This window comes from Emticicia sp. MM, assembly GCF_001649495.1.
In genome coordinates, this window is record NZ_LXHX01000108.1 from 41,888 (window position 1) to 54,898 (window position 13,011).

The following is a 13,011-nucleotide window of genomic DNA, read 5'->3' on the forward strand; positions in this document are numbered from 1 at the left end:
TGAGTAAAGGTATTTTTAGGCGTTGAATATTGTTTTTTACTCGTCAAAGTTGTCTTATATTTTGGTCTTTTCAAAATACAATCGGTTTAAACTGAATATCAACCCTTCGGTTTCGTTCTCGGCCTTCCCAAGTATTATTGTCGTAGGTAGGAGCATCGAAAGCAAAATCTTTAAACTTTATTTTTTCCTGCGGAATATCCATTGCTTTGAGCAGGTCAATCACTGAGGCACTTCGCATTCGACTGAGGTATTCGTTAAATTCACGTCCGCCAATATTATCGGTGTGGCTCATAATATTGATTTCGTAGTATTCGAGGTGCTTAATGTTCTTCACAAAATCATATAAATCTTGGGCTTGTTGTTTGCCAATGTAGGCACTGCCGCCACCAAAATAGATACTTCGTACCATTTCTTTTACTTCCTGACCAAAGGTAGCAGTATTCAAAGAAAATAAGAGTAAAGCCAAAAGCGTTTTCATGTGATTGTAGTTTTGAACAAGTGCTTCATCAAATTTATGAAAAAAAATACTACAATCGTTCAATATTTTCATCAATCCAATGGGCGTGTTCTTTCAGCCAAGATTTCATTCGACTGATTTCTTTTTCGTGCGAACCTTTACTTGAATTAGGAGTGATTCTTTCATTCAGAATATCCCATCGCTCAAAGTTTCGTGTCACCATTCCTTTTTCGGTGATTTCTTTGTTAAAACCATCAATCGTTCTATCGAGTTGATTATCAGATAATTGTTTTGCTCGCAAAGCCTTCCATCTTATAATAAGTTTGTTTTTGAAAGCTTCATCTGAGACTAAACGTTTCCACCAAAATGGCACAAGCCAAGCATCGCCCGAACAGTATTGGTTATACTGAAATACCCATGCGTGGCGATTCATACCATCACAAAAACCATTGTCAGAACCAAAGGCAATGTCAAAGTCCCAGATTGGACCCATTTGTAATTTTTGGCCTCGATCTTTTTGCAGATAGGTACTGAGTCGGTAGCCATCGTGGTTTTGCATAAGTTCGGTTAAAATGAAAAAATCAATAAAGCTATCAACATCAATGTAGTTTTGATAGCCCTTTTCTCCATCTTTGAAATTTTCGGCAGCCAAGGAGCTTTCAAATGCCGAAATGTAGTTTTGGATGTATTTTCGCTGAATAGGATTGATATTTTTTACCTTCGGATATTCATACAAAAAATGGGTTTTGCTCCTTTTGCTGAGTTTTCCTTTGGCGTCATACTGTGACGTAAAAGAGTTTTCTTCGTTATAATCTGAGTCATTACGGTCGTTTCCTACGGTTTTATCAATTTTCAAGATATATCCACCCGTAATTTTCTCGGCAGTAGTATCGTTTTTGCTCAATTTTGCAATTTTTATTCGGTCGTTGTCTTGTTTGAGTTTTTCCATTAATATATAAAACCCTAAGTATTCACCATTGATTTCTAACTCCACAAATTTTGTACGGGCGGCATATCGACCAATGTCGTTTGAGAGTTGATATGCAACGGTATTTCGGAGCAAAGTTTTATCGCCGTAAGGCCCATGTAGTACCCAAGCAGAGTTTTTGGGGAAACCTAAAAGTGAGGCTGCTGAAGACTCGTCTTTGACATTCCGAAGGTCAAATCCATACGATTTTTTTTCATAAAACATCTGAGAAGTAGCTCCACGAAGCTCAATTCCGATAGGCGACTGAAAAACTGTACTATCTTTTAGCACGATTTTTATTTCGGCTATTCGCTTTGGGTCGTCAACTATTTCTTTAGTAGATTTAATGATGATGTACGGAACGTTTTTGTTCTTGGGTGTTTGCAGAGCGTAGTCCTTCTGATGCGAACTATTACAGTTCAGCAGCCCCCATACAATGAAGAGGGTGAGAGTTAAAAGTAATTTCATTTTATAGCTTTTTCAATTTGTGCTGTAATTTATAGATTTCATCAGAAATCCACAAAAAAAGCGTAGCAAGTTTTGAGTTGCTACGCTGAAGTTTTTAAGGAAGACTTCCCTTCGAGGGGGACGCCCAGTTGGAAGTCTTCCTTTTTATTCAGTCAACTTTACTCTTCATAATAATACCCAAAGATTATTCCCATTTCGTCTTCGGTAGTTAGTCCGAATCTTACGGTTTTATCGGAAGTATTATTATATGTAATTCTTGAAGTTAGACCTTCACCTTTTTTGAGCGAAATATTGGGCAAATAGTTGATTTTTTCGGGGTGTTCCCAGTTGGTTGAGGTATAGACCACTTCACCGTTTCTTGCACCTCCTTTGATTAAAATCTCAAATTTTTCACCAAATTTATGGGTATGCGAGAAGAGCATCACGATTTTTACGTTTTTATCGAAAGTAAAATCTTTGCTTATCACTGTGCGAGTTTTGGCAGGAATAGTCAGGCTTTGATTGCCGAAATCAATCACTTTCAATACATTTTTTACTTTGGCTTTTGGTGTGGTGTAAAGATTGATATTTACTTCGCCAGGAATTGCTTTTGTGCCTCTATTATAGTAATGTGAATTCATATCAAAAGTAGCATTGGCAGGTACTTCAACGGCAGTTCCTTCGGGGAAAGTATAGTCATCGTTGGCCTCGCTACCGCCAAAATTGAATACATGATTACCCATTTGAGCAAAGGTAACGACATTATAAGAGCCATCGGGATTACGTAAATCACGGATTTGGTTGATTGCTCCAAGATTGGTGTTATTTCGGAAACCATACAAAATAAAATGGTGGCTTCCCGGACGCATACTTATTTGCATACGATTGACATACACGGTTTCGGTATTGCCCAGTAGTTTTCTGACAAACAATTCTCGCTCAAAATTGGGGGCAACATCAAATTTATCCAAAACCATTTGGAAGCCAGTGCCTGCCGCTGGAGGTGGTAAGCCCAAGAAAATCGAAGTACTTGGAGTAGTATCATCAAGTAGAGAAGCGTCGGCTACACTTCCAGTTTCGGGAGCTCCTGCTTCAATCCAACGTCTGATAAATTCGATTTGCCCGACCGAAAGTAAATCTCCTCCGAGTGGCATAACCAACCCATAACTTTTACCACTGTGATGAATTGGGTCGGTGAAAAGTTTATGATAAAGCAAACTTTCAAGTGATTTGAAGGCCTTCACAAGTTTAAATCCATCTTGTACTGCATTTTTGTTGACGGGGGTTACCTCAAATAAATTTTTGTAGGCTTGTCCTTTGGCCAGAACCAATTTGTGTTGGGTAAAAGTACCATCAGATTGGGAGGCGTGACAGCCTATTGTGGCACAACTTTTAGTCAAGATTTTATCTTGAATTAAATCGAAACTGGAAGTATTTGCTGCGATTTGTTCTTTCTGAGTGCAAGAGTTCATCAAAGTTGCAGTCAGCACTACGGCAGCAGAGAGTGTCGATAAAAGTGTATATTTCATAGAAATTGGTCAGTAGAATCTTATTCTTAAACGAATATAGCCCTAAAATGTTACTTTTTGACCAAAAACTTGATGAAAGGTTTAGTTTTAATGGATAATTGTGAATGAATAATTGAAAATTAGGCTGGGTTTAATGGAATTGAGAAGGTACTTTATCCTTTATGAGTCATAATTAACCATTAATAATTCATCATTTAGAAAGTTTCTCCCGCTGACCAACATACAGCCCAACAATCACTAATGCAGTACCGAGAAATGTGTGGTAAGTGATGGGTTCATCAAGTAAAAAATAAGAGTAAGTAAAGCCAAAAATTGGGCATAAAAATAAGAAAAAAGAGGCTTTTACCGCATCAATTTTTAATAAATATAACCAAAGATTTACGGCAATAATTGAAACTGGAACAATGAGCCAAAACTCTGATAGATAGAAGATTAGGTCGTAATTGTTTGGCTTTTTGTGCATTAAAAAGGTAAGTGGAAGCATGAGTAAACCACCCAAAAACACTTGCCAACCATTAATGGCCGTACGTGAAAGTTTCCAGTCGATGTTAGAATAATAAATAGTGCCGATAGAGTAGGAGAGCATACACAAAAACATATATAATAAACCCAGTGGCGTGGCATAACTATTTTGAATGAGCGGATAACAAGCCAGTCCCACGCCAATCATACCCAAAAGTACAGCCATCCACTCAGAAGATTTTACTTTTCTACCCAACCAAACGGCCGATAATATACTGATAAAAAGCGGGTTAGTGGCAGTTGAAAGACTGCCGATTCCAGCCGCAACTTCGCTTACTCCCAATACAAAAAAACTTAGGTAGAGCGTAACGTTCAATAAACCAAAAATCGTCAGTTCTTTCCACTCTTTGCCTTGTGGAAGTCGGTCTTTTTGAATGAAAAATGAATAGGCAAGCATACCAACACCTGCCACCAAAAAACGAACTTGAAAAAGCACCAAAGGCTCAACCGAACGCAAGCCAATTTTGGCCGCCGCCGATGCCGACGCCCACAAAGCGGCAAAAAGAATACCGAGAAGTATAGTTTTTAAATTCAAAACTTATGATTTTAGACCGACCAAAGATAAGGCATTTTGGGTGGTTTGTTGCACAACTTCTTCGAAATCTCTTGCTTTGATTTCGGCAATTCGGCGAGCCACCAGTTCAATATACGAAACCTCATTACGCTTGCCACGGTAAGGAACTGGTGCAAGATAAGGAGAGTCAGTTTCGAGAACCATGTGTTTTAAATCAATATGCGGTAAAATCGTGTCCATTCCGCCGTTTTTGAAAGTTGCCACTCCACCAATTCCCAACAAAAAGTTGATTTCGATGATTTTCTGTGCTTCCTCCAAATTCCCCGAAAAACAATGAAAAATACCTCGCAAATCTTCCCAACCAAACTGTTTGATTAGCTCAATACAACGCAAAATAGCATTATGTTCGTTGTTTTTTGAGTTGCGAGAATGAATACAAATTGGCAAATTATATTTCTTGGCCAGAGCCAGTTGACGTAAAAAAACTTCTTCTTGCTGAGCCACAAAAGTCAAATCCCAGTAGAAATCAAGGCCAATTTCGCCAATCATGATAAACTTTCGGCGTTCGAGCCACTGCTCAACTACGGCCAATTCTTCCTCAAAATTTTCTTTTACATAGCACGGATGCACGCCCATCATGGCATGGCAAACGTTGGGATATTGTTGTTCGAGAGCCAACATACCATCAATGGTTTCGTGGTCGCAATTGGGCATCCAGATTTGTTTTACTCCTGCCGCAAATGCACGTTTGAGCATGGCATCACGGTCTTCATCAAATTGCTCATCGTAAATGTGAGCGTGGGTTTCTATCATTATTCTTTGGTTTTTTGCTTCAAAATATCCAAATATTCAATCACTTGGTTGATTTGTTCGGTGCTTAGTTTTTCTTTCCAACTCGGCATTTTACCTTTTCCGTTGGCAATAATTTCATAGTTTTCGGTGTTTGTCAGTACGCTTTTTTGAAGGTTTTTTGCTCCTAAAAGTCGTTTTGTGCCATCTTTTCCATGGCATTTTGCACAGTTTTTCTCGAAAATCTCTTTTCCAATAAATTCTTGCTTCTTATTGTTAAAACTCATGGCTGACAAGCCAATGGCAATCGAAATGATGGTTGTTTTCATGTTAAATTTTTAGTTTTTATTTGAACACAAATCATTTACGTTGGTTTTGTCAATGAAGATTCAAGAGTGACGAAAACTTATGGTATCAAATTATTCAACAAAATTACGATTGAAAAATCAAAAACCTTAACTTTGGCAATAAAACCATTGATGAATGAAAGTTTCGGTAGTAATTATTACGCTTAATAATGTTCGTACGATTAGACAAGTTTTGGAGTCGCTAAAAGGTTGGGCCGATGAGATTGTGGTGGTAGATAGCGGAAGTACCGACGAAACCGTAAGTATTGCCAAGGAGTTTGGTGGTAAGACTCAATACCGAAAATTTGATGGTTTTGGTACACAAAAACGTTTTGCCGTTGACCAAGCCCAAAACGACTGGATTTTTATCGTAGATTCTGACGAAGTTGTGAGCGAAGAATTAAAAAAAGAAATTGATATTGCTTTGCAAAGCTCTGAATATCAAGGATATATGATACCCAATACACTCGTTTTTCTGGGAGGAGTCATGCGGTATGGGCGTGAATATAAAATGCCTCATTTACGCCTTTTTAATAAAAAATACGGTAATTATAACGACCGAGAGGTTCACGAAGATGTGGTTTTGAATGGTAAAATTGCTACGCTAAAAAATCACGTTTTGCATTATAGCTATGCTGATTTGGCAGAGGTTTTTCAGAAAATGAATAATTACTCGTCTCGTGGGGCAAACGAATTATATAAAAAAGGTAAAAAGGCTTCTTTGATCAAAGTGGTGACGAAATTTCCAGTTACATTCTTTACTGAATATTTTATCAGACTCAATTTCTTAAATGGTTATCGTGGTTTTGTTTGGTCTTTCACGCAGAGTGTTTATGCTACGATGAAATACTTGAAATTGAGGGAGGCCTATAAGATAATGCTTCAATGAGCGAATGAGTGAATGATAGAATATTTTAATTATTTCATTCATTCCTCATTCATTCTATCATTCACTCATTCAGAACGGGCGGCGAACCGCTTCAAAATTAAATTACATGACCAAAATCGGATTAATATCAGACACGCACGGATTTCTTGATGAATCAGTTTTTATACATTTCAAAGACTGTGACGAAATTTGGCACGCTGGCGATATTGGCTCGCTCGAAATCATCGAAAAATTGGAAGCCTTCAAACCAACTCGTTTTGTATTTGGTAATATTGATGAAAAAGAGATTCAGTGGAAAGTGCCTGAAAATCAAAACTTTACGATTGATGGGCTTGACGTTTGGATGACCCATATTGGTGGCAGCCCACCCAACTATAATCCTGCTGTGAAGAAGCAGTTGAAAATAAAAACGCCCGATATTTTTGTTTGCGGACACTCACATATTTTGAAAGCTATGCGTGACCCTAAGCAAAATAACATGATTTTTCTGAATCCTGGGGCGGCAGGAAAACAAGGTTGGCATAAAATGAAAACTTTGCTTAGATTTACGTTGGACAGCGGAAAAATGTCTAACTTGGAAGTCGTAGAACTCGGCTTGCGAGGAAAATAACACTTGGCCCTCAACACTATGAAAAATTATCAAAAATACATATTTACAATCTTATTTTTGTGGTTTGCGTTTTCGGCTTCTGCTCAGCTTACGCAAGCAAAACGTATTGAATTTGACCGCCGAAACGATATTGAAGAAGAAAATGTGGTGATACCTCTCAAAGAAAGTGGCGTATTGCTCATGCAGTCGAAAATTGAGCCTTATCGACAAAAATCGACTTACGATTTTTATAGGTATGATAGTACACTTACACAAAATTGGAAGGCTACTTTTGTGCCTGACCCCGATTATGACTTGATAAAAACTTTTAGAAACGAACAATTTATGTACGTTTTGTTTAAGAAAACCGATAAAATTGATATAGGTGTATTGCGTATTGATGTTGAAACAGGCGATAAATCTTATGCAGAAGGAAGTTTGCTAACCAGCATGGATATTGAGCATTTTGTGGTTTTGCAAAGTAAGGCGTTCATTGGTGGAAAATATAACGACCGTCCCGTGGTAGTGATGTTTAGTTTTTTTGATTATACCTCAAAAGTGCTTCCCGAAGTTCATAGCAATAATCTCGCTATCAATGAATTAGATGTTGATGAACACGGTAATTTTTTATACTTAATGCTAAAAAATGACCGAAATTGTCAATTCATCGTGAAGAAATATTCTTATGAGGGAAAGTTGATAAAGAGCTTTTCGTTGGGAAATCGGGATACTACACCGATTTCGGGCGAAGTGCTAAACATTGATAAAGAACACCCAATTTTAATGGGTAATTATGCCGATGGTTGTTCACTTTTTGCACTCGGTTTTTATGTCCAGCAGCTAAACGAAGATTCAAAAATTCAGTATATCAATTTTGCTGATTTAGATAACTTTTTCAGTTTCTTAAATGCCAAAAGAGAAGAAAAAATCAAGCGGAAAATCAGAGAAAAAAAGCAGAAAGGGAAAGATGTAAAACTGCGTTATCGTTTATTTCTACACGATATTATTCCAACAAAAGAAGGATGGCTGATGTTGGCAGAAGTTTTTTATCCTGAATATAAATCGACTCCCAATACCGCAGCATGGAGCAATTGGAGAAATTATCGCATCGGAAATGATGTCTATAATAATTTTCGATACTCGCATGCTATCGTTTGTGGTTTTGATAAATCAGGGAAATTGATTTGGGATAATAGTGTTTCGCTGAAAGACATTGAAAGTAGTGAATTGAATGCTAAAGTACAGATTACGCACCACGACGACTATCATATTTTGGCGTATCCTGACGAAAAGCTTATTCGTACTGCCGTAATTCGAGGCAATCAAAAAGTAAAAAACTTAGAAAATTTTGACCTAAAAGCCAGTTCAGAAGCCGATAGAATTGTTGATGCTGAACGTACAAATTTGGCTGCTTGGTACGGTAAGAGTTTTTTGGCGTATGGCTATCAGAGCGTGAAGCGGAACAATGAACTTATTAATTCAAGTGTTTTCTATATCTCAAAACTGACTTATGCTTTGAAAGAAGAGAAGTAAGTATTTGTTATCGTATGACTTTCACTTTTAACTTTTTAGCGAGCTCTTTACCTTTTTCATTGGGCATTAAATACAATGCTGTCGAAACCCAATCAGATGCTGTACCGTTTTTGGCAATGATGCTTATTTGATGGGGTTCGGCAAAGCCGATGCCAGTTTTAGGGTCGAGAATATGAGCGTATTTTTTACCATCAATTTCTACAAATTGATAAGCATCGCCCGAAGTTGAAATTCCAGAGTTTTTTAAGAAATATTTCTCATTCTTGATGATAATCTCCCAACCTTTGGGCGAATCAGCGGGTGAATTTGAAACAACGATATTACCACCAGCCTCAATCAATGCTGATTTTATGCCATTTTCTTTCAAAATCTTCATCATTTTATCTTCGGCAAAGCCTTTTCCAATTCCTCCAAAATCGAGCCTCATACCCTTTGTGTTAAGCATAACAGACTGATTTACCCTATTGAAAACTATTTTTTCAATACCAATTTTAGCTTTAGCTTCGCTGATTTGAGTGGGTGTAGGTAATTGTTTTTGGCGTTTCATGCGTCGCCAAAGTTGCGTGAGTGGGCCAATTGTTACATCAAAACTTCCATCTGATAGTTTAGCTGCTTTTACCGATTCATGCAGAATATTCCATAAATCGAAGCTCACTTTAATGTAGTCGCCACTCCCTGCGGTGCGGCATAGCGTATTTACTTCGCTATCTTCTCGATAATCGCTGAGTGTTAGATTCAATTCGTCAAGTCGAATGAAGGCTTTTTGTGTAGCGTTTTTGGCCGATAGAGAATCTGGGGCATAAACAACCACCCGAAACATCGTTCCCATTTGTGGGTGATTGAATTCAAAACGTTTCTGTGCAGATAGTTGCAAAGACAAAAAGAGGAATAGCCCGAAAAAGCTATTCCTCTTTTTAGTTGTATTTCTCGAAAAGAAAATATTCATTATTTCCGTTGTCTGTAAACTAACAACCATCAACTAATTATTTAATCTCAAATAAAGCATCTGCTAAATTAGTATTTGCTTGAACTTTAGATGCAGTAAGAGCCAATTGAGCCATTCCTAAATCTTGATTCAATTTGTGAGCGAATTTTACACCACTTACTTCTTTGTAATCAGAATAATCAGAAGTGATTGTTTGGCTGCCCATTGGAGTTTCGGCTGTAATTACTTGGCGTAGTTTCAAGCCAGTAGCTGCATCATAAAATTCAGTCATTTTAACTTCACCCACTGCAACTTCAAGTTTGTGTGCTTCTACATCACCTACTTTCTCTTTGCCTATATAAGTTACTTTTGCTCCAATAGCTGTATAGTTTGCTTCTGGAACAATGTAAGACTGCATTGCAATTGCTTTTACTTTTTCTGGCTCAGTAATATCTTGCGAACCTTGCATTCCGCCAACTTGTGCTTTTACGCCATCACAAACTTGCTTTTGAACTTCACCCATACCAACGATACTTACTGACTGGAGGAATTTATTAGTTGGTTTTTTCTGAATCAAAACTTCCAATGATTGTCCTTGGATTTCGCCAGTCATTGTCATTGAAAAATCCTTTATTTTGGCGATAGCATCGCTGCCACCCACTGCTTTTACATAATTAGCTATTACTTCGTCGGCAGTTTGAGCAAAAGATACAGTGCTTACAAACAAGGCAGCTAATACGATACTAATTTTTTTCATTGTGTTTTTTGAGTATAGTTAAAGTTTAAAACTGCAACAAAGGTGTAAAACCGCCGAATATATTCCAAATGTTTTTGTGATAATTGGTGTTTTTATAAATTGGGAGGTAGGTTTTAGGGATTAGCAGTTTTGCATTCAAACTTTTGCTGTTTTCACCTAAAACCTAAAAAAGCAAATAAATGCCCGCTCCTGCAAAGTATCCCAGCAGTGCCAAAAGCGAAATACGCTTCAAATACCACAAAAAATCAATTTTTTCCATACCCATAACTGCAACCCCTGCTGCTGAGCCAATAATTAAAATACTACCGCCCGTGCCTGCACAATAGGCCAAAAACTCCCAAATTCGGTGGTCGGTCGGGAAGCTATTGAGGTCATACATTCCCATTGTGGCGGCTACTAATGGAACGTTATCAACAACCGCCGATGCTAAACCAATGAGTAAAATGATTAAGTCTTGATTACCAATAGCATCGTTCATGGTTTCTGCTAAGCTTTGTAAAAGTCCTGTTGATTCTAAACAACTGATGGCCAACAAAATACCCAAGAAAAACAAAATACTGCTTGAATCAATCTTGCTCAAAGCGTGCGAAGCAGTGAAAGGTTTGCGGTCTTCTTCGTCTTTTTTGCTGTGTAAAATTTCACCCACAACCCAAACTACTCCCAACCCAAGCATCATGCCCATATAGGGTGGTAAATGAGTGATTGTCTTGAAGATTGGCACAAAAAGCAGCGTTCCGAGTCCGACAAAAAACATGATATTGCGTTCTTTGGAAGTTGTTTCTACAAAATCACTGTCTTCAATAGGTTGATTATCAATTATTTGTCCTCTCATTGTATAACTTAAATACAGAAGTGGAATAATTAACGAAACCAAACTTGGAATAAATAAACTTTGCATGATATTGGTGGCCGAGACTTGTCCACCAATCCAGAGCATGGTGGTAGTTACGTCCCCAATAGGCGACCACGCACCACCTGCATTGGCTGCAATGATTATGATTCCTGCAAAAAACTTACGTTGATCAGCATCCGAAATGATTTTTCTGAGTAAAGAAACCATCACGATTGCCGTTGTAAGATTATCGAGAGCCGCCGAAAGGAAAAAAGCCAATAAACTGATTGTCCAGAGTAAAGTGACCGATTTTTTGCTTGAAATTTGATCAGTGATAATTTTAAAGCCTTGATGAGCATCAATCAGCTCAACGATGGTCATTGCTCCAAGTAAGAAAAACAATATTTCGGCAATAGCTGCCAAATGGTGCGAAAGACTTTCTTGAATAGCATGGCTTTCAGTACCACTTAGTGCATAAACCGTCCAGCAGATCGTGCCGACGAGTAGGGCAGAAGCCGTTTTGTTGATTTTTATTGGATGCTCAAAAGCAATGGCTAAATAACCAATAATAAATATGATTGTGATAAGCATGAGTTTTTAACTAATGTTTAGACGCCAAAAATACAAATAAATAAAAGGTTTATCAATCTTTTACAAGACTCTATCAAGCCCCGTAACCATTCATTCAAAAAAATAATTGAGCAGATGAAAGTATTTCTCTATTTTTGCTCAACACTTAATTTATTTCACAAATAAACCAATAGTAAAATGAACAAATTAACCCCTTTTGCAAGATTTCTGATAATGCTTGTAATTCTTGGAGCAATATTTTTCGGTGGGAAGTATGTCCTCGAAAACACATCATGGGGCAAAAATATGCTTGCTAAAAGCACAACTGAGCAAACCGATACCGAGACAAAAGCACCTGAAGAGGGTCCAGCTTCTGAAGCTTCGAGTTCAGCAAGTTCATCATCATCAAGTTCGAGCGATACTGAAGCAACTGCTGGCGGTAGTGGAAGTTTCAGCTATGTAGCACCAGAGCCAATCAATGGTAAGTTGAAAGGTGTAGTAGAATTGGGAGCGAGTGGATTCAACTCATTTATTGTAAGAATCGACAAAAGCAAAAACTGGAAACTCGAAAAATCAGAGTTTGGCAATAGCTTAGTAACTGAAAATATGGCAACTGATGAAGATATTCGTGCTGGTTTGAAGCAATACATTGGTAAAATGCTTGATTTTGGCGTGAGCGGTCGTGATATTCACTTTGTTGTGAGTTCGGGTGCAGTAAAAGCTGATGTTACGCAAAAAATCATCAAAAATCTAAAAGCCTTAAATTATTTTGTAAATACAGTTTCGGCTGAGCAAGAAGGTGCCTTAGCTTTGAAATGTGTACTACCAAAAGATTTTGAAGAAGAAGCTTTTGTAACTGATATTGGTTCGGGAAATACAAAAATTTCTTGGATTAAAAGTGGTGGCGTTTCGGCGGTTGAAACTTACGGAGCAAAATATTTCCAAGATGGAACGGATGATGGTAAAGTATATGACGAAGTAAAAGCCAAGTGTGCAGGAATTCCGAGTATGAAACGTAAAACTTGCTTTATTATCGGGGGAGCTCCATTTTCGATGGCAAAACAAGTGAGAAATGGCAAAGAGCGTTATACGGTTCTGAAAGCACCAAAAGATTATAAAATGGATGATGCTAAAGGAAAAGCGGGTGTAAATATCTACAAAGCTATCAAAGATGCTACTGGTTGCGAGCAATTTGTGTTCGACTGGGACGCTAACTTTACGATTGGTTTCTTGTTGAATTTACCTTAATTTCAAAGAACATAAGTTTAAGCTTAACGTCGGCAATGTTTTGAACCTGCCGACGTTTTTTTATGACCAAAAATTTTCAACTTTCCCGCAAGTTTT

13 protein-coding genes are annotated in these 13,011 nt (G+C 37.7%); 4 read left to right on the top strand and 9 right to left on the bottom strand.

What is annotated here, in order from left to right; genetic code table 11:
* Positions 1–70: 70 nt before the first annotated feature.
* The 6 genes from A6M55_RS13760 to A6M55_RS13785 all read right to left on the bottom strand — a co-directional run bounded on the left by A6M55_RS13760 (position 71) and on the right by A6M55_RS13785 (position 5,554).
* Positions 71–478 (bottom strand): OmpA family protein, encoded by a 408-nt coding sequence (locus A6M55_RS13760; RefSeq protein ID WP_197491710.1) that lies wholly within the window; start codon positions 476–478, stop codon positions 71–73.
* Positions 479–527: 49 nt separating this feature from the next.
* On the bottom strand, positions 528–1,892 hold the full coding sequence (locus tag A6M55_RS13765; RefSeq protein ID WP_064198172.1) for a CotH kinase family protein: 1,365 nt from the start codon (positions 1,890–1,892) through the stop codon (positions 528–530).
* Positions 1,893–2,050: 158 nt separating this feature from the next.
* On the bottom strand, positions 2,051–3,400 hold the full coding sequence (locus A6M55_RS13770; protein ID WP_064198173.1) for a hypothetical protein: 1,350 nt from the start codon (positions 3,398–3,400) through the stop codon (positions 2,051–2,053).
* 190 nt (positions 3,401–3,590) lie between these two features.
* The gene (locus A6M55_RS13775) at positions 3,591–4,457 is read right to left on the bottom strand and encodes a DMT family transporter (RefSeq protein ID WP_064198174.1); all 867 of its coding nucleotides are present in this window, start codon (positions 4,455–4,457) and stop codon (positions 3,591–3,593) included.
* Positions 4,458–4,460: 3 nt separating this feature from the next.
* Positions 4,461–5,249 carry a TatD family hydrolase gene (locus A6M55_RS13780; RefSeq protein WP_064198175.1) on the bottom strand — a complete coding sequence of 263 codons (789 nt, stop codon included), beginning with the start codon at positions 5,247–5,249 and terminating at the stop codon, positions 4,461–4,463.
* Entirely contained in the window at positions 5,249–5,554 is a 306-nt protein-coding gene (locus A6M55_RS13785) for a cytochrome c (protein ID WP_064198176.1), read from the bottom strand. Before A6M55_RS13785 ends, A6M55_RS13780 begins: the two co-directional genes overlap by 1 nt.
* 154 nt (positions 5,555–5,708) lie before the next feature.
* Between A6M55_RS13785 and A6M55_RS13790 the strand changes: the two genes are divergently transcribed.
* From A6M55_RS13790 to A6M55_RS13800, 3 genes are all read left to right on the top strand, one after another.
* Positions 5,709–6,461 carry a glycosyltransferase family 2 protein gene (locus tag A6M55_RS13790; protein ID WP_064198177.1) on the top strand — a complete coding sequence of 251 codons (753 nt, stop codon included), beginning with the start codon at positions 5,709–5,711 and terminating at the stop codon, positions 6,459–6,461.
* Between the two features lie 106 nt (positions 6,462–6,567).
* Positions 6,568–7,071, top strand: a complete 504-nt coding sequence (locus A6M55_RS13795; protein ID WP_064198178.1) for a metallophosphoesterase — start codon at positions 6,568–6,570, stop codon at positions 7,069–7,071.
* 18 nt (positions 7,072–7,089) lie between these two features.
* Complete coding sequence (locus A6M55_RS13800; protein WP_064198179.1) at positions 7,090–8,583, top strand: hypothetical protein; 1,494 nt, start codon at positions 7,090–7,092, stop codon at positions 8,581–8,583.
* 7 nt (positions 8,584–8,590) lie between these two features.
* On the opposite strand, the gene A6M55_RS13805 is transcribed toward A6M55_RS13800, so the two are convergent.
* The 3 genes from A6M55_RS13805 to nhaD form a co-directional block, all read right to left on the bottom strand.
* Positions 8,591–9,529 carry an FAD:protein FMN transferase gene (locus tag A6M55_RS13805; RefSeq protein ID WP_197491711.1) on the bottom strand — a complete coding sequence of 313 codons (939 nt, stop codon included), beginning with the start codon at positions 9,527–9,529 and terminating at the stop codon, positions 8,591–8,593.
* Positions 9,530–9,566: 37 nt separating this feature from the next.
* Positions 9,567–10,265 carry a hypothetical protein gene (locus A6M55_RS13810; RefSeq protein WP_064198180.1) on the bottom strand — a complete coding sequence of 233 codons (699 nt, stop codon included), beginning with the start codon at positions 10,263–10,265 and terminating at the stop codon, positions 9,567–9,569.
* Positions 10,266–10,428: 163 nt separating this feature from the next.
* Positions 10,429–11,688 (bottom strand): sodium:proton antiporter NhaD, encoded by a 1,260-nt coding sequence (gene nhaD, locus A6M55_RS13815; RefSeq protein WP_064198181.1) that lies wholly within the window; start codon positions 11,686–11,688, stop codon positions 10,429–10,431.
* Positions 11,689–11,865: 177 nt separating this feature from the next.
* On the opposite strand from nhaD, the gene A6M55_RS13820 reads away from it, so the two are divergent.
* Complete coding sequence (locus A6M55_RS13820) at positions 11,866–12,915, top strand: hypothetical protein (RefSeq protein ID WP_064198182.1); 1,050 nt, start codon at positions 11,866–11,868, stop codon at positions 12,913–12,915.
* Positions 12,916–13,011: the final 96 nt, after the last annotated feature.